The sequence below is a fragment of the Bacteroides sp. ET71 genome (assembly GCF_023336905.1).
Taxonomy (GTDB): Bacteria; Bacteroidota; Bacteroidia; order Bacteroidales; family Bacteroidaceae; genus Bacteroides.
Map to the genome: position 1 here is coordinate 42,662 of NZ_JAMBLS010000015.1, position 23,406 is coordinate 66,067.

Genomic DNA, 23,406 nt, shown 5'->3' on the forward strand with positions numbered 1-23,406 from the left:
CTTAAAAAAATATGTAAACAAGATGAAGAAATACGTTAGATTTGTATCTCTGCTGCCGGGCATGGCTTTGGCGGTGTGTCTGTTGCTGGCCGCTTGCCGTCCGGCATACGAGGTGACGAAAGTGGAAGGCCGCCTGGTGGCGATGGATTCCACGTGGGATGCCCGGCCCGATTCTGCGGCAGTGGCTTTGTTGCTTCCCTATGTGAACCGGGTGGACAGTGCGATGCGGCATGTACTGGGACAGGCTGCCGTATCTATGGAAGCCGGCAGGCCGGAAAGCCTGTTGTCTAACTTGATTGCCGATGTGCTGCGCGAGGCGGCTGTCAAAATCTTGGGCCGGCCGGCAGACATGGGGCTGGTGAACATGGGCGGTTTGCGCAGTTCGCTGACACGCGGAGACGTCACCCTGGAGAATGTTTACGAAATATTGCCTTTTGAAAACACGTTGTGCGTGATGACGCTGAAAGGACGGGTGTTGAGGCAACTGTTCGAGAACATCGCCGTGCGCCGGGGCGAAGGCGTGAGTGGCGTGAAGCTGGTGGTGTCGAAAGACGGACGCCTGTTGGAAGCATCGGTGGACGGGCAACCGGTGGATGACGAGCGGACTTACACCGTGGCCACGTTGGATTATCTGGCCGAGGGGAATGACGGCATGTATGCTCTGCGGCAGGCCGAGAGCAGTGTCTGCCCTCCCAATGCCACGCTGCGCTCGTTGTTCATCGATTACGTGGAGCGGCAGGCGAAGCAGGGGAAGGCCGTAACGGCCCGGATGGAAGGCCGAATCGTCCTGACAGGCGGTACGTCGAAATGAGTGAGTAAAAACGCAGATGACCAATCAAGAAAAACGGATGAAACAGATAGGATTCATTTTGATAGGGGTGGCAATGCTTGCACAGCCATTGTTTGCCCAGCAGACTAAAGAGTTGGATATATTGCATACGAGCGATACCCACAGCCGCATAGAGCCCATCGACCCGCAGGCGGCTGATAAACTGGCGGGACTGGGAGGCGTGTTGCGCCGTGTTGCTTTTGTCAAACAGTTCAGGCAGGAACACCCGGACATGTTGCTTTTCGATGGAGGTGACTTCTCGCAGGGCACCCCTTACTATAACTTGTTCCGGGGTGAACTGGAGGTGCAGATGATGAACCTGATGCGCTATGATGCCGTGACGATAGGCAATCATGAGTTCGACTTCGGACTGGAAAACATGGCGCGTCTCTACCGGATGGCTCGTTTTCCGGTGGTGTGTGCCAACTACGACGTGAAGGGCACCGTGCTCGAAGGATTGGTAAAGCCTTACGTCGTGTTGGAGCGTGGAGGGTTGCGCATCGGTGTCTTCGGGCTCTCTCCCCAGTTGGAAGGGTTGGTGCAGGCATCGCGTTGCGAGGGAGTCGTCTATCAAGACCCTGTGGCCACGGCGCAGGCGGTGGTCGATACGTTGCGCGGAGTCGAGCGGTGTGACGTTGTGATTTGCCTTTCACATTTGGGCTTGTTGGGGATAGATTCAGAAGTGCCGGGCGATGAAGTTTTGGCTGCCCGCACTCGTGGCATCGACTTGATATTGGGCGGGCATACGCATACTTTTCTGGAACAGCCAGCCTGGCTGCCCGATGCCGACGGGAAGCATGTCCCGCTGATGCACACCGGAAAGAACGGGGCTTATGTGGGGCAGTTGAAAATGCGGTTGGAAAAAGAATAAGGCCGATGACGGAAAATAGGATGTAAGATATAACGAGAAGGAAGAAAAACGATGTTTATGAAGAGAATCGTATGCTTGTTTGTGCTGGCCGGTTGGGCTGCTTTGTGGGCTGCTCCTCTGCAATTGAGGGCGCAAGAGGGATGGGTGATTGCGCCGAAACCGGCCGATGAGAAGATGAATCACTGGGTGGATTCGGTCATGGACGGGCTGAGCCTCCAGGAACAGATGGGGCAGTTGCTGATGGTCACTTTCCCTACCCGAGCAGATAAGGCTGCCCGCAAGCATCTGCGTACATTGGTGAAAAAATACAAGATTGGCGGCCTTGTCTTTGCCGAAGGCTCGGCAGAAGAACAGGCCATGTTGACCAACCTGGCACAGAAGGATGCGCGGGTGCCTCTGTTGATGGCTGTGGATGGCGGGAGTGCTTTGGATACCGGGCGGAAAGGACAGCCCCGTTTCCCGGATTGCAATGCTTTGGAGTGCATCACAGACGACCGCCTGCTGGAAGAGTATGGAACGGAGATAGGCCGCGAACTCCGTCTGCTGGGCGTACATGCCCAACTGGCTTCGGTGCCTGCTTCGCTGGAGGCTTATGTCCGGGGACTGGCTGGCGAGGGTGTGTTGTCTGTGCCTTCGGACTTGCGCCTGTTGGCCGACAGTCTGGTGCCTTCTGCCGTTCTCCATTCGGGAGCGGCCGATTATCTGGAAGCCGGCAGTGACATGGTGTGCCTGGAGCTGGACGCCCAAGAGGCAATCGCCTCTCTGCATGCTGCCCTCAAGTCCGGCAGGCTGACGAAGGAAGGCATTGGAGAGCGTTGCCGCAAGGTATTGGCCTGTAAGTATCGTGCCGGATTGTATCAACGCCCGGCCAAATTGCAGGTGAGTGGCATGAGTTTCCGTATCGGCACGGACGAGGCCCGGCGTCTGGCAGCGCTGTTGCGTGAGAAGGCGGTTACGGTATTGAACAATTATTTTGGTGTCTTGCCCTTGTCGCCTGCTCCTGACGGCCGGGGGATAGCCTTGCTGAGCCTGGGAGCCCAGGGCAGCGATTCGGTTTTTGTGGAAGCAATGCAGGAACATGCTGGCGGCATCCGTTGTTTCCGTTTGCCGTGGGGAGCGGATGAAAGCGAAAAAGAAGCCATTCGCCGGCAGTTGCAGGAGTTTGGACGTGTGGTGGTCAGCGTGGCGGGAGTCAATTATGTGGGCGAAGCCGACGTGGATTTCTTGAGAGAACTGAACCTGCCGGCACCGCTGGTTTATGTTTGCTTTACGTCCGGCCGTTTGCTGCCGCTTCTGTTGCCGGCTCTGTCCCACGCCAATGCTGTCGTGCTGGCCCATTCGGCCGAACCTGATTTGCAGCAACGTGTGGCCAAAGTGCTTTTTGCTCAGGCTGAGGCCTGCGGGCGTTTATCGGTTGCAGTGGGCAGGAAGTTTCCCAAGGGTACGGGGTGCGACATTAAGGTGGGCATGGAGCCGGTAGCCGTGTTGCCAGACGATTATGGCATGAAGTCTTACGTATTGCAAGGCATAGACGATATTGCCCGCAAGGGATTGGAGGCGGGGGCTTATCCCGGTTGCCGGATTTTGGTGCTGAAAGATGGGCATCCGGTGTATGACAGGGGCTTTGGCTGCCATTCGTACACGGACACGACTGCCGTGCGTCCGACCGACCTTTTTGACCTGGCGTCTTTGACCAAGGTGACGGCCACGTTGCTGGCAGTGATGAAACTGTATGACGAAGGCCGGTTGAAGCTGGAAGACCGTGTTTCGAACTATGTGCCTTTGCTGCGTGGCACGGACAAGCGGCGTATTACCATCCGCGATTTGTTGCTGCATGAATCCGGACTGCCCCCTTATATCCGTTTTTATTTGTCTGCCATTGATCCCCGCTCTGTGCATGGGCCATATGCGCAGAGCTGGTCGGATGAATGGCACCAGACGCGTGTGAGCGAGCATAGCTATTACAGTTCCGATTTCAAGTTCCGCAAGGGCCTGATGGCCAACAAACCGTCGGGCAGACATACGTTGCACGTGGCCGAAGGCATGTGGCTGGACAAAAACTTCAAGCAGACCATGTTGCGTGAGATAGCCCGGTGCAAGTTGGGCGAGCGGCATTATGTGTACAGCGATTTGGGCTTTATCCTGTTGCAGCAGGTGGTGGAAGAAATCACTCAATTGCCTCTTGACCTCTATGTGGCTAAGGAGTTTTATGCACCGATGGGCTTGCAGCGCACGTTGTTCTGCCCGCTGGAGAAGTTCCCGAAGTCAGACATCATGCCTACGGCCTTTAATGATTTCCTGCGTCGGCAGGATTTGTGCGGATACGTGCACGATGAGGCGGCTGCCTTGTTGGGGGGCGTGGCCGGCCATGCGGGCTTGTTCTCAACGGCTGGCGAGGTCGCAGCCCTTTGCCAGATGTTGTTGGACGGTGGCGTGTGGAAGGGCAAACGGTTCCTCAGCGAAGAGACTTGCCGTTTGTTTACTACGGAGAAGTCGTTGCTCAGCCGCCGGGGACTGGGTTTTGACAAGCCGGATGTTTCTATCGTGAAGCGCAGTCCTTGTGCACCTTCTGCACCGGAGGCGGTGTATGGGCATACGGGATTTACGGGGACGTGTGCCTGGGTCGACCCGGGAAGCCGTACGGTGTATGTGTTTCTCAGCAACCGTGTTTGCCCGGATGTATGGAATACCAAGCTGAGTGACATGGACATTCGCACGGATATTCAGGAATTGATTTTCAAAAGTTTGGTGAAGGAGGAGAATTTATGATGCGGAAAAAAGGGAAAGCCCGTTGGGGCAAATGGTGTCTGCTGGCCTTGTGTGCTCTGCCGGCGGTGCTCGGAGCACAGTGCAGGTTCTTGCCTATTGACTCTTTGCCGTTGCCTCATGAGGTGCCGGTGCTGGTGGAATCTTTGCAGGGCAATGAACCGTGCCGGCAGTGGGTAGACTCTGTGATGCGTCGCCTGAGTTTGAAAGAGCGTATCGGGCAGTTGTTCATTTATACCATAGCTCCGCAGACGGACAAGGCGAACCGCGACTTGCTGCGCAAGGTGGTGCGGGAGTATAAGGTGGGCGGATTGCTCTTTTCGGGCGGGCAGTTACAGAATCAGGCGATTCTGACCAACGAGGCCCAGCAAATGGCCACTGTCCCCTTGCTGATGACTTTTGACGGGGAATGGGGACTGGGCATGCGTCTGAAGGAGATTCCTTCGTTTCCGCGCAACATGGTGCTGGGCTGTATCCGCAACGATAGTCTGTTGTATGAATACGGGCGTGAGGTGGCTCGGCAATGCCGCGAGATAGGGGTGCAGGTCAATTTCGCTCCGGTGGCCGATGTGAATGTCAATCCGGAAAATCCGGTCATCAATACGCGCTCTTTCGGAGAGAATCCGGTGGAAGTGGGGCGTAAGGTGGTGGCCTATTCCCGTGGGCTGGAGAGTGGCGGCGTTTTGTCTGTCAGCAAGCATTTCCCGGGGCATGGTGACACCAATGTCGATTCACACAAGGCATTGCCTGTTTTGTCCTTTACGCGCGAACGCCTGGACAGCGTGGAACTGTATCCTTTCCGCCGTGCGATTCATGCCGGATTGGGGGGCATCATGGTGGGGCATCTGGAGGTGCCTGTGTTGGAAGATGAGGCCGGACTGCCGGCATCGCTTTCGGAGAAGGTTGTGAGCGGGCTGCTGCAAGACGAATTGGGATTCAAAGGCTTGGTCTTTACTGACGCGCTGGCTATGCGGGGTGTTGCCAATCACGAGCACTTGTGTCTGCAAGCCCTGAAGGCCGGGAACGATTTGTTGCTGGCGCCGCGCAGCATAGCGGGCGAGCTGGAGGCTGTATGGAAGGCGGTGCGCAGCGGCGAACTGCCGGAGGCCGAGATTGACCGTAAGTGCCGTAAAGTGCTGACCTATAAATATGCTTTGGGGCTGACACGTCGTCCTCACATACGTCTGTCGGGCTTGGATGTGCGCCTGAATGTGCCTCATGCACGCGATTTGATGCATCGACTGAAGGAAGCTTCGCTGGTTGTGGCAGGCGATGCCCGGGGACTGTTGCCTTTAGGGGGAGCAGAGGCCCGTGTGGCTGTCTTGCAGGTGGGTGAGGCTGAAACGCTGGCTCCTTTCATGGACGAGTTGTCGAAAGCGGTGCGTCCGGCGGTTTTTCGTCTGGCGAAAGGCATGTCTGAGGAAGCCATGCGGAGTTTGCAGAAGAAACTGGCTGCTTATCCATGTCTGGTGGTTTGTCTGGCCGAGCGGAAGATGGAAGCTTACCGCCCGTTCTTTACCCGCTTTTTGCCGCAGGATGTCCGCTCTGTCTATGTAAACTTTGTGTCGGCATTGCAGGTGCCGCGCGATTTCGGACCGAAGCCAGACGTATTGTTGCAGGCGCACCAGTCTGACGGGGAAATGCAACGGCTGGCGGCGGATGTGCTGACGGGGCGTGCCGGAGCTGACGGGCGTTTGTCTGTGGCAGTGGGCAATTGGTTTGCTGCGGGCGAGGGCGTGGATTGTCAGCCTTCGGAGGTACCGCCCCGCTCGCTGAAGGAGCTGGGGGTGGATGCCGCAGGGCTGGAGAAGATAGACCGGATTGCCTGTGAGGGCATCCGTGAGGGGGCTTATCCGGGCTGTCAGGTCGTGGTCTGGAAAGACGGGCAGGAGATTTACAACAAAGCGTTCGGCACGCACCGGGGAGGCCGGGGGATGAGGGCTGACACGATGCAGGTCCGGCCGGACGATGTGTATGACATCGCTTCATTGACAAAGACCAGTGCGACGCTTTTGGCGGTGATGAAGCTGTATGACCGGGGACGTATCAGCTTGACCGACCGGGTGTCGGATTATCTGCCTTATTTGCGGGGGACGGACAAACAGAACATCACGGTGCGTCAGCTTTTGTTGCATGAATCGGGCCTGCCGTCTACCATCTTGTTTTACCGAGCAGCTATCGACGAAGATAGTTGCAGGGGTGGTTTGTTTCGCGGGAGGCGCGACTCGTTGCATACGGCACGTATCGGCGCCCGGACATGGGCCGATGCTTCTTTCCGTTTCCACCAGGGGCTGGCTTCGGCGGTGCGCACCGATTCGTGCACGTGGCGGTTGGCTGATAGCCTGTGGCTGAATCCCCGTTTTAAGCAGGTGTGCTTGCAGCAGATTGTGGAAGCGCCTTTGTTGAGCCGCCGTTACCGGTATAGTTGCGTGGGTTTCATTCTTCTGCAGCAGTTGGTCGAGGCACGGGCCGGGATGCCGATGGATGCGTTTCTGGCGCAAGAATTTTATCGTCCTCTGGGCTTGACACATACGGGGTTCTGTCCTTCGACATGGGAGAAGCTTGTGCGCATAGTCCCGTCATCGGTAGATGGCTTCTTGCGGAAGGATACGTTGCAGGGCTTCGTGCATGATGAGTCGGCGGCATTCTTGGGGGGAGTGTCGGGCAATGCGGGCTTGTTCTCTAATGCCCACGAACAGGCTGTGCTGTATCAGATGCTGCTGAACGGTGGCGAATGGAACGGACACCGCTTCCTCAGTGCCGAGACTTGCCGGGTGTTTACTACGACTTTGTCCCGCACCAGCCGCCGGGGGCTTGGTTTCGACAAGCCTGACAAACGCAATCCCCGCCGCAGCCCTTGCTGTGAAGAGGCTCCGTCCTCGGTCTATGGGCATACGGGATTTACCGGCACTTGTGCCTGGGTGGACCCGGATAATCGCCTGGTCTATGTTTTCCTTTCCAATCGTATCTTCCCTCATGTGTGGAACAACAAGCTTTCGAAGCTCGACATCCGCACACGTATCCAGCAGGCCATTTATCAGGCTTTGTAATCGTCTTTTCTTCTTTGGGTAGTGCTTGCTTCCCGGTGTGTGGCAGGCGTTTTCTTCTTGTCCGCATGAAGCATGCTTTGTGTGCGGACGAGGCGTGACTTTTGTCCGGCGTTTCCGTTGGACATGTGTTTGTCTTTCGCTGAAAGATGTCCGATTGAGAAAAATTGTGGTGTTTTATTTGGTCGTTTAGAAAGTAACATGTAATTTTGCAAGGCGATTTAGAGAAAACCTAAATAACGTGAACAAGCAATAACGACTTGGCCTGTATAGAATCGTTCTTTCTATTATGTTGAGCAGAGCGAAGCGTAGTCGGAACATCTCCTGAACGTTTCTTATACGCATAGCGAGATTCCTCGACAATGCTCGAAATGACAGGGGAAATGAATTTTAAACAGACTTTTAGGCAAACAAAAACAAACAACAGACCCGTAAACTTCTCTGAGGTGCGGTGTCTGCCTATAATAAATGCTATTTATGATTCGGACATCCCGACTATTATTCACGCTGCTGATCTGCGTAATGTGCTGTCCCCTTTTGTGGGCTCAGGCTCCTTCCGTTCCTCCGGCTTCCGGAGAGACACCGCAAGATACAGCCATACTGTTCCGTTTCGTTCCAGGAAAACGGATGTTCTATTCCCCATTTCGTGGTAATGACAAGGCCATTGCCGAGGCGGCTTCTCTGTTGGACAAGCATCGGGAAGCCATTGAGGCCGGTCATGCCTATGTGTCTATCCGTGGTTTCTGCGGCTCCTTTGGCAGTAAAGCGGCTAACCTGGCAGCGGCCAAGAACCGCAGTAATCAGGTGAAATCGTGGTTTATCACGCACCACGGCATGAAAGAAGCGTATTACCGCACGTTCAATTCCACCCGTTCTTATCATGGCATCAAAGACGTAGTGGCCCTGTTGGGCATCGAATACGTCGAAGGCTACGAGCCGCCCCGCCCACAGCCTGTGGCAGAGGCGCCTGACACGCTTCTGGCTGAGCCTGCCGTGCCGGAGCCTGTTGCCGAGGTGGCCGATACGGTGCCGGTAACTCCTGTGTCCGAGCCCGAGCCAGTGGTGGTGGAAGAGCCAGCGGAAGAACCTGCTCCTGTGGTGCGCGAATACGTTTCCACACCTTGGTATCTGAAGTCGAACTTGCTGTATGATGCACTGCTGATGCCTTCGCTCGAGGTGGCCTACCGCTTCAACGAGCGTTGGTCGGTGGGCGTGGAGGGCAACATGGCCTGGTGGCATAACAACGGTGACCATAAGTATTACCAGTTGGCGACCATCGTTCCCGAAGCCCGTTATTGGTTCAAGCCGCAGGGCAACCGCCGCGGGCACTATGTCGGCCTTTTCGCCGGAGGCGGGTGGTATGACCTGGAGAACGGCGGGCGCGGTTATCAGGGAGAAGGAGTGATGGCCGGACTGAGCTACGGGTATATGTTTCCCGTGGGCAAGTATTTCGCTTTCGAGGCGGGCATCGGTGTGGGATTCATGCACACGTGGTATGAAGAATACCTGCCCATCGACGGGCATTACGTCTACCAGCAGAGCAGCCGCCTGAGCTATTTCGGACCGCTGAAGCTGAAATTTGCTTTCGTATGGAACATTGGCCGCTGGACGGAGAAAGGAGGGAAGCGATGAAACGGAATCTGAATGAAAAATCAAGAAGGGAGAATGGGGAATGGCGTGTGCGCCGGGAAGCTTTTCTGGCTTGTATGACGGGGTATGCCCGTAGGAGTGCTTCGCTCTTTGGGAGCGGAAAATTTTTCATTTTTCATTCATCATTCATCATTCTTTTGCTGCTTTCCGGTTGCCGCAAGGATTTGTGCTATACGCATGACGAGCACGGCTGGGCAGTCAAGGTGAATGTCGTGGCCGACTGGGAGCAGGAATGGGAGCGTATGCACGAGACGGATTGGGAACAGAACTGGATGGAAGATTTCAGTTGCTCGTATGACGAGCTGCGCCCCGACGTGGCCGACGGTATCCGCGTGTTGGTCTATCCCGACCAGGGCAACCGGTATAATGAATACAACCTGGAGGCGGAAGGCGGACGTCTGTCTATGGCCGAGGGAATGAACAGCCTGCTGTTTTATAACAATGATACGGAGTATATCGTGTTCAGCGACCTGGATGCTTCGGCTGCGGCTTCGGCCACGACGCGTACCCGTACACGGACTACCTTTACCAGCACGCCCGCCCATGCAGATGAGCGCACTATCAATGAGCCGGACATGCTGTATGGCACATACGTGGACGAGTATGAGGCGCAGAAGACGGTGGAGCCTGTGGATTTGCCGTTGACGATGCGCCCGTTGGTCTACACCTACCTGGTGCGCTATGAGTTCAGCCACGGGCTGGAATATGTGGCCCTGGCACGCGGGGCTTTGGCCGGCATGGCCGAGAGTGTCTACCTTCAGGACGGGCATACCGGCGAGGAGGCTGCCACGGTGCTTTATGACTGCACGCTGCAGAGCTATGGCGCCGAGGCGCAGGTGCAGACTTTCGGGGTGCCCAACTATCCCGGCGAGGGTTACGGCCGTGCCGCACAAGTCTATACGCTGAATCTGGAGGTGCGTCTGAACAACGGCAAGATACTGGACTATGAGTTCGACGTGACTGCCCAAGTGGAGAAACAGCCTCGCGGCGGTGTCATTCTGGTGGATGGCATCGAGGTGAGCGATGAGGACGGCCAGGAGGGAAGCGGCGGTTTCGATGTGGACGTGGATGGCTGGGGTGACTACGTGGACATCCCCCTACCGCTGGAATGATGCGAGATATGTTTAATTAATAATATGTTTTACTTTAATTTTATTTAGTTATGAAGAAAAGTTTATTTGTGCTTGGCGTGGCCGTAGCGGCTCTGGCAAGCTGTACGAATGAGGAAGTGACTGAAGTGGCACAGAATCGAGCTATTGGGTTCAATTCTTTTGTGAACAATAACACAAAGGCGGTGACTGAGGTTAGCTCTTTGGCAAACAGCGAGTTTTATGTGTTCGGTATGTATGATGCAGATCAAACTACGTGGGGAAAAACTGTTTTCAGTAACGAATTAGGTAGTACCGTGCATTATTGGGAACCCAGCAGCTATTATAGATTCGGTGCTTATGCTGATGGAGCAGCAGGTGATTTAGCAACTGCTACTGCAGTGTCGTTCGCTGCTGGAACTGGAACAAATGGTACATTGACATTTACCAGCTATACTCCTGATGATGCTAAAGATTTGGTAGCTGCCGTTGCTTCTGCAAGTACAGGTGCAGATGTAAGTAGTCAAGATGCTGTTTCTTTGAATTTTAAGCACATGTTGAGCCAGGTTGCCTTTGAATTTACTACGGATGCTGCTGACCATTATACATTGGTTATTTCTAATGTGAAGATAAATAATGCTGTTAGTAAGGCTACCGGCACGTATGATGGTAGTGTAAGTTGGCCAACACCTGAAGAAAGTAAGGGTTATACTTATGAAGATTTTGCAGTAGATAAGAATGTAGATATTGCTAATTCTGCTCAAAACTATACAGCTTCGCAGACTAAGTTGGTGATTCCGCAGGATGGTACAGATGCCTTGACTGTAACCTTTACGGCTACATTGAGCGATACGAACTATCCATCAAATCCGACTAAGACAAAGAATTTCACTGGATATCTGTCATTTAGTGGAACAGATAAGAATGATCCGGATATCTCATTAGCTGAAAATACTTGGACGCCTGGTTATCGTTATAAATACACAACCAAGATTACAGCAGATATGATTGACGATGAACTGAAAGACAAGAAAATAGAATTTACTACTTCTGTAGATTCTTGGAAGGATGCTACAGATACTACTATCACTCCTTCAGCTAACTGATTATTTTTTCTGTCATGTCGAGCGCAGTCGAGACATCTCACTAAACCATTGCATAATACATAGTGAGCCCCTCGATACCCCTCTTATCTCCCCCGTTATCGGGGGAGATAAGAGGGGTGGCAGTGAGAAAACAGCCGTGTAGAATGACGCTGTAAAATGTTATATTCATAAATGTAATTATGATTGGAGAAGAACAAGTTATAAAGGTTCTGCATTTTACTCCGGTGGAGGATTTGAATCTTTTTGAATACCCGGGATTGACGTATTTCCGCAATCAATACGGTGAAATCGTCGTGAAGGATGATACGGATTTTTTCGTGGTAGGTAAAGGGAGGGAATTAATTCCCGCAAAAAGCATTGAAGAGATGGAGGATATCCTCGACAGACTGAGGAAGTGAATTTCATTCTCATTACCGGTTGCCGGGGCTTGGCCGCCCCCGCAGCCACCAGGCGGACTGATGTCCGCACGAGGACTTTGACAGGATGGGAAATGGGAATTTAGTTGACGAGGGGACGAGTTAACAAGACCACAAGGACGGAACTTATCCCTTGTCAAACTTGTTAACTTGTCAACCATAACGAAGCCTTGTTGCCTTGTTAACTCGTCCCCTTGTCAACTATTAAATTATCATTCCCCTTCCTGTCATCGTTCGTTCACACAGTATTAACTTAACGAATAGGAGAACAAACGTATGGCACAACTGAAGTACGCCCTCGACCTCAACTTGAAGGCTTATCCCAACGAACTGACACCCGATGTGGACAATGACTATACCGTCAAGGTGCACACGCAGAGCACACCGCTGACGCAGGAGGACATCGCTGCCTCTGTGGCCGACCGCCTGGGCGAAGAGCCGGCCCGCGTGAAAAGCATCATAGAAATATTCATGGAAGAAGTGTCGCTGGCCGTGGCCAGTGGCTATTGCGTGTCGGCCGACGCCTTCTATGCCCGCCCCGTGGCATCGGGCGTGGTGACGGACGATGAGCTTTCGCAAGCCGTCGACCGCGAGCAGGTGAAGGTGTATGCCTCCTTCCGCCAAGGTCCTGCCGTGGAGGCAGCCTTGCAAAAGGCCAAGCTGCACTATTTCCTGCAACCCGCTGCCACAGGGCCTTACATTGCCGGCATGACCAGTGCCTTTACCGACGCCACGACGCGCGTCCCCCTGCCCATGGCCGGAGGCGAGATGGCGGTGCTGACGGGCAACGGGCTGAAGCTGGTGGGCGACGACCCGTCGGTGGGCATCACGCTGACTTCGGTGTCCGACCCCGATACGTCGTTCTTCATCCCGCCCGTGAAGGTGTCGCCCAACACGCCCAAGAAGCTCCAGTTCAGCCTGCCCGCCGGCGTGACCGAGGGAGAGTGGACGGTGCAGGTGACCACCTGTTTCGCCGGTGGAAGCTACCAGACCAAGGAACCTCGCAGCTTCACCTTGCCGCACCCCATCGTGGTGGGTGAAGTGACTGACTCGGGAGATGGCGACGATGACGACAGCGGGCAGGGCACCTTCGGATGAACCGGTATTTAAGCGACCGTTAAATACTCGTTTAATGGGTCGTTAAATACTCGTTTAATGGGTCGTTAAATACTCGTTTAATGGGTCGTTAAATACTCGTTTAATGGGTCGTTAAATACCCGTTTAATGGGTCGTTAAATACTCGTTTAATGGGTCGTTAAATACCCGTTTAATGGGTCGTTAAATACTCGTTTAACGATTCATTAAATGCAGGAAACAACTCGTAGCTCGTAACTAGTAATAAAAAACAAAGACATTGAAAACAACGATGACGAATAAGACAAGTTTCTTGGCAACCTCCCTGTCCGGCCTGCTGGCCTTGGTGTTGGGGGCCTGCACAAACGAGGTGACCGACGGCGGCAATACCCCTGCCGACGGCCCTGTCCCTATTTCTTTTCAGACGCCCGAGACGCGTGCGGCAAAAGACGGTTTCGGTGCCGACGATGCCTTCTCCGTGTGGGGCTGGTATGCCGACAATGCTGCGGGTACGAACCCCCGGCAGGTATTCAACGCTGAAGAGGTGACGAACGTCGGCGGTAACTCGTGGAGCTACGACGGGACGCAGTACTGGATTGCGGGGAAGACGTATGATTTTTATGCGGTGTATCCGACGGATGTCAATGCTCAGGTTTCCCAAGATGGGACGATAACGATTGACGACTTCGATGCCTCGCAGACGGGAGCGGATGCGCTGGATCTGATGACGGCGAGCGCTACGGATGTGGACGGCAGCAATCCGCCGTCGGCGGTGGGGCTGAGGTTCGGGCATCTGTTGAGCCGTCTGTCGTTTACGGTTACTTCCGAAGGAGATGCCGTCATAGTGACCTCAGCTGCTTTAGTAGGAGCGGGTTATAAAGGTTCGTACATAGGTGGCGTTTGGAACCTTCTGCAAACCTCTACAGAGCAATCGCCTTTTGTCAGTACAAACATTTCATTGACAACCGATGCGCTTTCGGCCACCTTTTTCGGAGGGGATTTGTTGTTGATGCCGGATGCTGACTTGACGGATGTGACATTGAAACTGAAATATCAGTATGCGAACGATACCGAAGAACGTGAAGCTATTCTTTCGTTGCATACATCTCAAACAGAAAAATGGGCGGCAGGTTGTCGTTACAATTATGCTGTCACTATTCCGCTGAACGGTGTTGATGTGAAGTTGACAGTGACAGTCAAAGACTGGGAACAGTCAGACCATTCGGTGCAATGGTAATCTTTATCAATGAAAATCATCAAAGGACAATAGAGTGAAACAGAAAAGAATCCGCTAATGAAAAGTTTATCTTATCGCATTTTGTTTTTCATGTCATTGTGTTGCATGATATTCGTAGCCTGCGAAAACAATGAGCTTGAAATCGTGCAGGCAGAGGAAGATACGACTTCGGTGACCTTGCGTATCGCTGCCGGTACAGGTGAACCTTCTGTCGGCACACGTTATGTCGATGCATCGCAATATGAAGGTATCCGCACATTACGTGTTATTGTCACCACGGGCAGTGGTGAGGACAGAGAGATTGTCTACAACGATATGCCTGCCATTACCGGTGGTAATAGTTTGGTGGAAACCATTACCATTCCTCATGTGCCCATCGGTGAAACCATGTTCTATGTCGTTGCAAACGAGGCAAGTTTAGGTAAAAGCTATACGGACGAACAGATAAGAGAGGATTTGGTTAGCAATGGCAAAGTCTTGTTTGTAGATGAACAGGCAAATCGTCACTTCCCCAAACTGGGTCCTGACATAGCACAGGATGGGTTGCCCATGACCGGTAGACAGGCTGTGAAGGTCAGCAAAGACATGCTACCTGTCAACATCGAAATGGAACGGGCTGTCGTAAAACTCAGTTTGACCGTAGAGAATGTTACTGCGAGCGATATAGAATTGACCAGCGTGAAATTCGGCCCTTTCAGTGGCGACCGCTTGTACTTGTTCCCGGAATATAACCTTGATGTGCCCGATAATGCTCAATATACTGAGTTTGGTTATGAAAACCAAAGTATTTCAATCGCTGCGGGCGGAAAAACCGATAAGCTTTCTGCCTATATTTATCCCACATATGCTTATATGAATCCTATGGGAGACAATCCTTATACCCTTGCTTTAAGTACCAATGTGAAAGAATATGAAGCTTTGGTATTTGCTCCCAATCACAACTCTTTTCGTCGCAATACGCAGGTGAATATAACAGCCCGCATTACGACAGCTGTCGGGATAACTCTCAATTTCGAAGTGACAGATTGGGACGAATATCCGATCGAAGTTCCTCCTTTTGAATAAAACCATATAGAACATGTTACCATGATACGAATTAAGGAATATCTTATTACCTGTTTGGTCAGCATAGCTCTCGTCTTGAGCGCTTGTACCGACGATGAACTGATTCATTTTCAAAAACGTGTGGTAGAAGGCATACCTACCCGCGTAACTTTGCCCTTCGGGGTTAATGTAAGCCCTGTCTATACCCGTGCTGCCGTGGCTTCGGAATATGAATATCGGGTGGAAAATTTGTATGTATTTGTGTTCGACTCCAATGGCAACCGTGTATGGACTAAAGATGCATCTGATGGTAATAACAAGGCTTTCTTTGATGCCAATACGGGAATGAGTGTAACAAACGGGAATGAAAATTCCCCGACGCGTGGTAACGTTACCTTTTATGTCGGCTCTGTAAATGATGCCCGTATTATCGGCATTGCCAATTTGGAAACGACTACTACTGCAACTGCTTATACTGCCACGAAAGAACAAATGGATGCCATTACTTCATTGCAGGAATTGCAAGAAACTGTCTTACCTATGGTTAATGCTTCTGTCGAGCGTGGGGCATTGTTTTTAATGACTGGTTATGCCGAAATAATAGGTCCGGATGGACAGCCTAGTAACAGTATTACGATATCTGGTAAAGAAGGGAATGTATCTACTTTGGACTGTACGTTGAAATTACGGCGTACCGACGCCAAAGTCGAGGTGACGGTGAAGTCGGAAGCTGCCAAAACAGAGTGGAAGAATTTTTCTTTTGAACCGAAGACTTGGCAACTAAAACGGGTTCCTAGACAAACGTTGTTGCTTCCTTATGAGAATGTGGCGTATAAAGGTCCGTGGGAAGATGCTGAAGGAAAAAACTGGGATGCGGAGCGTGTGGATAATGTGACGTGCGAATATTTTGATACTGATGCTTTGCCATTTGAAAAGATGAACAGTGCTGAAGACGACAATACTCCTTATTACACAGGGGGAAGTTTCGTTTTTTATATGCCAGAGAACCGGACTCGTTATAAGCAGCGGATTTCTCCCACAGATGGTTATGCCTTGCGTGACAAACGTAATACAAAGGCGGAAACCGATCCGTCTAAACCTGGGCAGATATATGTTAATACAGACTTTATGTATGCTAATGATAATGCTACCTATTTGTTGTTGACCGGACATTTGTCTTACACAGATGGGCAAAATTATGAAGTCAATGCCGACGTAACATTTACTATTCATCTAGGATATTTTAGCCAAGATGCTAACGACTATGATACCAAACGGAACGGACGTTATATCTATACGGTTACTGTAAAGGGCATTGATAATATCTTGGTGGAAGTGACTAATCAGGATGAAGTACGACCGGGTTATGAAGGTGACGTCGTATATAGCACTAATACGATATACGAGTTGGATTCGCATTTTGACCGTTGTCTGCTTGAAATTAAGCCGGAAGATGTGACAGACCAATTGGCATGGGGTATTAAAACGCCCTTCGCGTCGGGCATACATACTTCTGCAAGCACGGACTTCAGTGGTGTGGAAGACTATAAATGGATTAAGTTTGCCATTAATAAATTGCATAATACTGCTTACAATAAATATGTGAAGTATCCAGGAGATATTGCGTATAGTGAAACAATGCCAAACCCTAATGGTTTGCTCGACATAGATCAGTTGATAACTTATCTGAAACAGAAAAAGGCTGAAGATGCAGATATGTCTGAGCTTGTCGCAACGGGCGCTACAGACGGACATATCTGCATTACCGCTTTTGTGGACGAAAACCTCTATTTCAAACATCCGGCCACAGGAGAGGAACGCTTGACTTTATGGCAAGAATGTGTGGATAGGGAAGACCGTCAGTTGCATATCATTGTTCCGTTTGATGACAATAGCGGTATTGACAAAGATATAGTGTATAGTCCTGATGGTGCGTCAAGCGTAGTAAATTCACTCTACACATTTACGCAAAGGGCTATCCGTACTGTGTTTGATGTTAATAATGTGACAACTGCTTGGGGGTTGGAATCTGTTATGGAAAAGATTGGCAGTAATTATGGACGTTTACCTGTTGGTGAGATTTCAACTGATGCAACGGACACTCGCAATGGGCGTGCCAATATGTTGCGATGGACGGAAGGCAAAACATGGTCAGACATTATAGAGACCTCCGAACGTTATCAATTGAAATCCGCTTATGAATCGGCAGCCTATGCCTGTTTGTTGCGCAATCGTGACATAAATGGGGATGATAAGATAGATGATGAGGAGGTGCGTTGGTATTTGGCTTCTATTGACCAATTGATAGATATCTATTTAGGGGAATATGCGTTAGATGAACAGTCACGTCTTTATCCGACAAACCAGGCCGACCGTCCGGGAGCACAAGGAGTAAATGGTGTGTATTGGCATTATACGTCCAGTTCGTACAATGCCAACGATAATGCGCCGTGGGTGCTTTGGGCGGAAGAAGGTGCTTCGCGTGGAAGTTATGGAGGCAATAGCGGTTCGCTTGCGTTGAATGGTAGTAATTATGCTTACCGTTGCATACGAAATTTAGGCATTGCTTTGAACGATGTTTCGACTGTCCCGGAAGATTTAGTTGAAGTGATAGACAATAATGACGGTACTTATACAATAGATATGAGGCGGATGAATTCCAAAGCCCGCCGTACCAATCGTGAGACGACGCCGTTACCTGTACATAACGAACGAGATGCGGAGAACAGACCGTATCAGAAATTTATTGTTGGAGCGGATGCTTATCCCGAGAATCGGTTACAACCTGTGAATGGTGGTAACACTGATCCCTATATTAGCTCTTCAACCGAAAATGATGCCGGTTATAATTGGATTAATCAACATAGTTGGGAATGGTATCAGACATCTAATCCTTGTCCGAATGGATACCGTGTCCCTAATCAACGGGAATTGTTAATAATGAGTTCTCGGATGTCGTCTGATCAATGGCCAGTGTATAGCGTAGTGGCTACGTATTGGGTGCGGGATTCCGGGTGGGGAGAATTTTGGAATTTTAGTGAACATCAGGAATCTAAAACATTCTCTGGTCTCCGTCCAACTTATTACATTAGCCAGACCGCTTTCTCAATGGATGGACAATCGCCATACAACAATAATCGTGATGGTTTTCTTTGGAATGCAGAAAACGATGTGTTTATGTTGCAAAACAATACGGATGAACGCGGTTATGTACGTTGTATAAGGGACTCTGATAACTAATCGTGTCGCCGTGAGGCGCCACCCCCTCCTCCTTGCGAGGAGGCTTTTCCTTGCAGCAATGCAAGAAAAACGTTTGTTTGTTTTGTTGGGGGCTGTCTGAGAGCAGGCAGCCCCTTTTTGTGTGCCTGCGGTCAGAAGGAGATGCCTATGCGCAGGCCTACGTTGTTCATCCCTTCCGGGTCGTACGTCAGGAGGTGGCCGCGGTTGGTGCCGTAGTCATAATAGGCAGCCAGGTGCAGCCCCGGCCCGTAGGCCCAAGGGAAGATGTTCAGGCCTATTTCGGGAGAGACGTAGAAACCCCATGTCTTGTCCTCTGCTTCGAAGATGTTGAAGGCCGAGGAAAGACGGGCGTATTGGGCTCCTGCCTTTACCGAGACGTAGGGCTGGAAGGCGCCGCCACGGTTCCACGAATAGCGGCCCGCCACGCCAAAGGGCAGGCGGAAATTGCTGTGCTGCTGGTCGGTGCTGAGGCTTTCCGTAGGGCTGAGGGGCAGCACGGTGCGGGGGATGTATTCGTGGTTGGTGTGCCATGCCAGGAACAGGCCGAGGCCCCAGTGGTCGTTCAGGTAGTAGCCGCCTTCGACGTGCATGCCCCATCCGCTGGAGTGGTTGGCGAAGCTGTTTCCGACGGGGAAGTTGTATTGCCAGTCCACGCTGGCATAGCCGTTATCGCTCATCTGTGCCCGTGCCGGCAGGGTGGTTGCCAGCACAAGGAGCATGGTTGCACAGATGCTTGTCCATAGATTTCTTCTTGTTTTCATACTGCATGTTTCTTTTTAGGTTTAGGAAATGGTGTTCATTGCGTGTTGGACAGGTAGGCCGATTGGGCGAAAGCCTGGTTGACGGCGTCTATGGCCAGCATGGTGTCCAGCCGTGTGCTGCCGCTCAGGGCGCCGCTCATGCAACTGTTCCACACGACGGGCAGCGATTGGTCTTCGCCTTGCGGCGATGTCAGGTTTACCAGTTCGGCCAGGAAGGTGCCGGCATTGAAGGAATAACTGACGACGAAGGGGTAGTACCATCCGCCCCAATAGCCCCAGTAACCAGGCCCCCAGTACCAGGGGTAGTCCCAGCCCCATCCGCCCCAGTCAATGGAGTTGAAGTGGTAGGTATTCTCCACGTAGCTCACTTGCAGGCCGAGGTCGGCATCTTCGCGTTTTTCCGAGCGGGTGAAACCGCGCGTCTCCATGTTGTCTGCCCAGGCTTGCAGGATTTCTTGCGCCTGTGTGCCGGTGCTGTACGTCGGTTGCAGCGAATTGCTGATAATCAGGATGCTGTCCGGCAGGTAGTAGGTGCCCAGGCTGCTGAAATCGGTTTGCGGGTCGTAGCTGGTGTAGACGACATACCGTCCTTCCAATTCGTCCGTGTCCGCTTGTTTTTCACAGGCAGCCAGTGTCAGTGCTGCCAGTGTGATGAGAATTAGTTTTTTCATACGTTCTATCTGTTTAGGTTGTTGATTTCGTTTGGTAGCGAGAAACTACACACAATAAACGTACCGTGGCCCGGATTGTTTGCATCGGAGGCGCGCATTTTAATGGAAGAAAACAAGATTTAGCACTCCATAAGGCTGTGTGGTGCCGGCTGTGTGCGGCTTATGTGTCTGGGATTCAGTGCAAACGGTTTTTCCGGTCTTTGTGCCTGCGGTGGGACTGCTGAAAGCAAGTGAAGCATCTCTGGCTGTGTCTGTATGCCAGAAGATGCTTCACGTGGGTGCGGCCTGACAAAATGAGGGTCGGCGGCTGTCCGGATGTCAATCCGTGTATCTGTTTATTTCACTGTGACGCGTGCCGTCCAGCCTCCGCCGGGGGCGAGGTGTACGTTCAGTTTGTCTGTGGGCGAAAGTTTGCGCGTCTCCGACTGCCAGTCTGTGGCATCGCGGTCGGCATTTATGCCGTCGCTGAAGATGACTGCCTCGTGGCTGCCGGCGGGCAGGAACGAGAGGTCTATCGTCAGGTCGCGCGGTGTCCAGTTGGTCATGGCGGCGATGAACCAGGTGTTGCCCTTGCGGCGTGCCAGGACGATGTATTCGCCCACCTGGCCGTCCAGGGCGACGGTCTGGTCGAAGGTGGTGGGCACTTGTGCGATGAAGTCGGTGTACTCAGGCTCTTTGGCGTACTTCGAGGGGCTGTCGGCCAGCATTTGCAACGGTGCTTCGAAGATGGTGTACATCGCCATCTGGTGTACGCGTGTGCCTTGCGACATGGGCTGGTCGTTGATGCCGCGGAAGTTCCAGCGGTTGGCGTTCATCGTGGCGCCGGGCGTGTAGTCCATCGGGCCAGCCAACTGGCGCAGGTAGGGGATGGTGACGTCGTAGCGCGGGAAGTCGTGCATCGGCACGCCGTTCACCGTGGGTTCCCATTTGCAGTTCTCCAGGCCCTTGACGCCTTCGAAGTTCACCAGGTTCGGATAGGCTCGTTGCAGGCCGAAAGGTTTCATGCCGTGCAGGTCCAGCAAGAGGTGGTGGCGGGCGGCGCAGGCGGCAATCTGTTCGATGGATTGCATGGCGGGCTGGTCGTCGCGGTCGAAGAAGTCAATCTTGAAGCCTTTGATGCCCAGCTTCTCGTAGTGGGCGAAGTCGGCCTCGGTGTTGCGGGCGGCGTTCCGCCAGGCTGCCCAGAGGATGATGCCTACCCCTTTCTGGTTGCCGTAGGCGATGAGTTCGGGCAGATTGATGTCGGGGTTGAGGTTTTCGGTCAGCGATTCGGTTGTGCTCCATCCGTCGTCGATGATGATGTATTCCAGTTTATGCTGGGCGGCGAAATCTATGTAAGCCTTGTACGTCGGGGTGTTCATGCCTGCCTTGAAGTCGACTCCGCTCAGGTTGCAGGCGTTCCACCAGTCCCATGCCACCTTGCCGGGCTTGATCCACGACGTGTCGTCGATGCGGCAGGCAGGCGCCAGGCGCTGTGCCATGTCGTTGTCGGCCAGTTGAGTGTCTTGGGTCGTTACCAGCACGGCACGCCAGGGCAGGGTGCGCGGCCCGTCGATGCTGGCGATGTAGTCGGCTCGTTCCGACGGAATCAGGTTCAGCCGGTTGTGCCCGCCGATGAAGGTTTCTACGGGCAGGGGTGCGAAGGCGGCCTGCACGCCCTGGCGGGTTTCTTCGTTGAAGGTGAGGAACATGCCGGGATAGTTTTCCACACCGCCGTCCATGACGGTCGCTTTCTTGCCGTCGGCCACCTCTACCAGCAGCGGTGTGATGGCCAGTGAGTCGGCGTGCATCTGCGACAAGGGCACTTCGTCGTAGTACGATTCGAAGGAGAAACAGTAACGCTCGCCGTTGCGGTTGTCGTTGACGTAGGGGATGAACGCCCGGCCGGGTTGCGCGAAGTTAAAGTCGGCGGTCTCTGCCATCACATCATAAGGCTTGCGCAGTTCGGACACCAGGCGATAGGCCGCTCCGTCGTCGTAGGCGCGGAACTCTACGCTGAATCCGCCGCGGCACTTCAGGGTCAGCGCGTTGTATTCGTCCTTCACTTCGGCTTTCTTGTAGAAGGGCGTGGCGAACGAGGTGTTCACCGATTGGCGCGTGGCTTTGCGCACCTTTACGTCGGGGCCGAAGCTGATGGCTTTTCCGGACGATGATTTTTCTACGCCTTTCAGGGCAATGTCCGAAGGCAGCAGCACCCGGGTGCCGTCGTGGCTGACGGACCATTGCAGCCGTCCGTCGGTGTAGATACCGATGTTCAGTTTGCCGTCGGGCGATGTCAGTTGGTAGTCTTGTGCTTGTGCGGTGGCAAGACCCGTCAGGGCGCAGGCGGCAAGCAGGCATTTCAGTAAAAGTTTGTTTTTCATAAAACGTTGTTTTTGTTAGAGTTGTTCAGATGAATCATTGAAGGGTATGCGGGCCTTGGCTCTGACGGACACGGGCCGTGCTTCTGGCGGACAAGAGCCGCGGCTCTTCCGGACTGTGGCTGTCGTCGGTTACCGGCGGTCTATTTCTTTCAGCTCTTCGTCCGTGAAGCGGGTGTTCGCCAGGGCTTTCAGATTGTCGGCCAGTTGCTCTACGCTGCTGGCGCCGACGATGACGGAGCATACCTGCTCGTCGCGCAGCACCCAGGCCAGGGCCATTTCGGCCAGCGTTTGCCCGCGCCGGGCGGCCAGCTTGTTCAGTTCCTTCAGGCGGGACAAGAGGGTGGGGGTGAGTGCACTTTCCTTGAGCGACGTCTCCCGTGCCATGCGCGAGTCTGCCGGTATCTGGCCGTCCAGGTAGCGGCTGGTCAGCAATCCTTGTGCCAGGGGCGAGAAGGCGATGAAGCCCGTGCCGTTCTTCTGCGCCTGCCGCAAGATCCCTTCTTCTTCCGGCTCGCGGTTCAGCAGGTTGTACTTGCCCTGGTAGAGCAGGCAGTGTACGTCGCGCTCCTCCAGGTAGCGGTAGGCCGTCTTGGCCGCCTCTTTGGGATAGCGCGAGATGCCCACATAAAGCGCCTTGCCTGCGCGGACGATGTCCACCAAGGCCTGGAGCGTTTCTTCCAGCGGGGTGTCGGGGTCGTAGCGGTGGGTGTAGAACACGTCCACGTAGTCCAGGTTCATGCGGCGCAGGCTCTGGTCGAGGCTGCTCATCAAGTACTTGCGCGAACCCCAGTTGCCGTAGGGGCCGGGCCACATGTCATAGCCGGCTTTGGTGGAGATGAACAGCTCGTTGCGGTAGGGTGCGAACGACTTCTTCATCAGCACCCCGAAGGTCTCCTCGGCCGAGCCGTACGAGGGGCCGTAGTTGTTCGCCAGGTCGAAGTGCGTGATGCCGTGGTCGAAGGCGTAGTGTGCGATGGCCTGCGAGCGGGCCAGCGTGTCCACGTCGCCGAAGTTGTGCCAGAAGCCCAGGGAAATCTCGGGCAACAGGATGCCGCTCCGGCCGCAACGGCGGTATTTCATGCCGTTCTCATAACGGTCGGGCGCGGGGGAATAAATGGGGGAAATCATGGTAGAATGAAGAATTAAGAATGAAGAATTGAGAATATCAGGATAAAGAAGCCATGATGAATGAAGCAGGAAGAATTATGTCCTTCGTCCGAAATCAGTTTCTGTTTGGGACGGA

At 53.1% G+C, this 23,406-nt stretch carries 17 protein-coding genes; 12 read left to right on the forward strand and 5 right to left on the reverse strand.

All coding sequences use genetic code 11. The features are described from left to right. Positions 1-22: 22 nt before the first annotated feature. The 4 genes from M3090_RS09385 to M3090_RS09400 are packed head-to-tail and all read left to right on the forward strand — an operon-like array spanning position 23 to position 7,516. Positions 23-811 carry a 5'-nucleotidase C-terminal domain-containing protein gene (locus M3090_RS09385; RefSeq protein WP_249055547.1) on the forward strand — a complete coding sequence of 263 codons (789 nt, stop codon included), beginning with the start codon at positions 23-25 and terminating at the stop codon, positions 809-811. Positions 812-848: 37 nt separating this feature from the next. Further along, positions 849-1,700: a bifunctional metallophosphatase/5'-nucleotidase gene (locus M3090_RS09390; protein WP_410553222.1), complete on the forward strand. Its 852-nt coding sequence runs from the start codon at positions 849-851 to the stop codon at positions 1,698-1,700. A 57-nt stretch (positions 1,701-1,757) separates the two neighbouring features. Next, positions 1,758-4,469: a serine hydrolase gene (locus M3090_RS09395; protein ID WP_249055550.1), complete on the forward strand. Its 2,712-nt coding sequence runs from the start codon at positions 1,758-1,760 to the stop codon at positions 4,467-4,469. Beyond that, positions 4,466-7,516 (forward strand): glycoside hydrolase family 3 N-terminal domain-containing protein, encoded by a 3,051-nt coding sequence (locus M3090_RS09400; protein WP_410553216.1) that lies wholly within the window; start codon positions 4,466-4,468, stop codon positions 7,514-7,516. The genes M3090_RS09395 and M3090_RS09400 overlap by 4 nt, the downstream gene beginning before the upstream one ends. Here the strand turns inward: M3090_RS09400 and M3090_RS09405 are convergent. Further along, positions 7,504-7,641, reverse strand: coding sequence for a hypothetical protein (locus M3090_RS09405; RefSeq protein ID WP_249055551.1), 138 nt, complete (start codon positions 7,639-7,641; stop codon positions 7,504-7,506). The two genes, M3090_RS09400 and M3090_RS09405, sit on opposite strands and share 13 nt — an antisense overlap. Before the next feature lie 499 nt (positions 7,642-8,140). Here M3090_RS09405 and M3090_RS09410 point away from each other — a divergent pair, with 499 nt between their 5' ends. From M3090_RS09410 to M3090_RS09445, 8 genes are all read left to right on the forward strand, one after another. Continuing rightward, positions 8,141-9,145 (forward strand): DUF3575 domain-containing protein, encoded by a 1,005-nt coding sequence (locus M3090_RS09410; RefSeq protein WP_249055553.1) that lies wholly within the window; start codon positions 8,141-8,143, stop codon positions 9,143-9,145. Continuing rightward, entirely contained in the window at positions 9,142-10,275 is a 1,134-nt protein-coding gene (locus M3090_RS09415; protein WP_410553217.1) for a DUF5119 domain-containing protein, read from the forward strand. The genes M3090_RS09410 and M3090_RS09415 overlap by 4 nt, the downstream gene beginning before the upstream one ends. 50 nt (positions 10,276-10,325) lie before the next feature. Continuing rightward, positions 10,326-11,357, forward strand: a complete 1,032-nt coding sequence (locus M3090_RS09420; protein ID WP_249055555.1) for a fimbrillin family protein — start codon at positions 10,326-10,328, stop codon at positions 11,355-11,357. Between the two features lie 179 nt (positions 11,358-11,536). Continuing rightward, positions 11,537-11,755 carry a hypothetical protein gene (locus M3090_RS09425; RefSeq protein WP_249055557.1) on the forward strand — a complete coding sequence of 73 codons (219 nt, stop codon included), beginning with the start codon at positions 11,537-11,539 and terminating at the stop codon, positions 11,753-11,755. Between the two features lie 294 nt (positions 11,756-12,049). Beyond that, positions 12,050-12,871, forward strand: coding sequence for a DUF4469 domain-containing protein (locus tag M3090_RS09430; protein WP_249055559.1), 822 nt, complete (start codon positions 12,050-12,052; stop codon positions 12,869-12,871). Between the two features lie 268 nt (positions 12,872-13,139). After that, the gene (locus M3090_RS09435) at positions 13,140-14,084 is read left to right on the forward strand and encodes a fimbrillin family protein (RefSeq protein ID WP_249055561.1); all 945 of its coding nucleotides are present in this window, start codon (positions 13,140-13,142) and stop codon (positions 14,082-14,084) included. A 57-nt stretch (positions 14,085-14,141) separates the two neighbouring features. Next, a complete protein-coding gene (locus M3090_RS09440) occupies positions 14,142-15,149 on the forward strand; it encodes a hypothetical protein (RefSeq protein ID WP_249055562.1) in 1,008 nt (335 codons plus the stop codon). A gap of 21 nt (positions 15,150-15,170) precedes the next feature. Continuing rightward, positions 15,171-18,368 (forward strand): hypothetical protein, encoded by a 3,198-nt coding sequence (locus M3090_RS09445; protein WP_249055565.1) that lies wholly within the window; start codon positions 15,171-15,173, stop codon positions 18,366-18,368. A gap of 131 nt (positions 18,369-18,499) precedes the next feature. Here M3090_RS09445 and M3090_RS09450 read toward each other — a convergent pair whose 3' ends face one another. The 4 genes from M3090_RS09450 to M3090_RS09465 form a co-directional block, all read right to left on the reverse strand. Further along, positions 18,500-19,129, reverse strand: a complete 630-nt coding sequence (locus M3090_RS09450) for a porin family protein (protein WP_249055567.1) — start codon at positions 19,127-19,129, stop codon at positions 18,500-18,502. A 35-nt stretch (positions 19,130-19,164) separates the two neighbouring features. Further along, positions 19,165-19,800, reverse strand: coding sequence for a DUF4136 domain-containing protein (locus M3090_RS09455; protein WP_249055569.1), 636 nt, complete (start codon positions 19,798-19,800; stop codon positions 19,165-19,167). Between the two features lie 335 nt (positions 19,801-20,135). Then, positions 20,136-22,163 carry a glycoside hydrolase family 97 protein gene (locus M3090_RS09460; protein ID WP_249055572.1) on the reverse strand — a complete coding sequence of 676 codons (2,028 nt, stop codon included), beginning with the start codon at positions 22,161-22,163 and terminating at the stop codon, positions 20,136-20,138. Positions 22,164-22,292: 129 nt separating this feature from the next. Beyond that, positions 22,293-23,291, reverse strand: a complete 999-nt coding sequence (locus M3090_RS09465) for an aldo/keto reductase (RefSeq protein WP_249055574.1) — start codon at positions 23,289-23,291, stop codon at positions 22,293-22,295. Positions 23,292-23,406 lie beyond the last annotated feature (115 nt).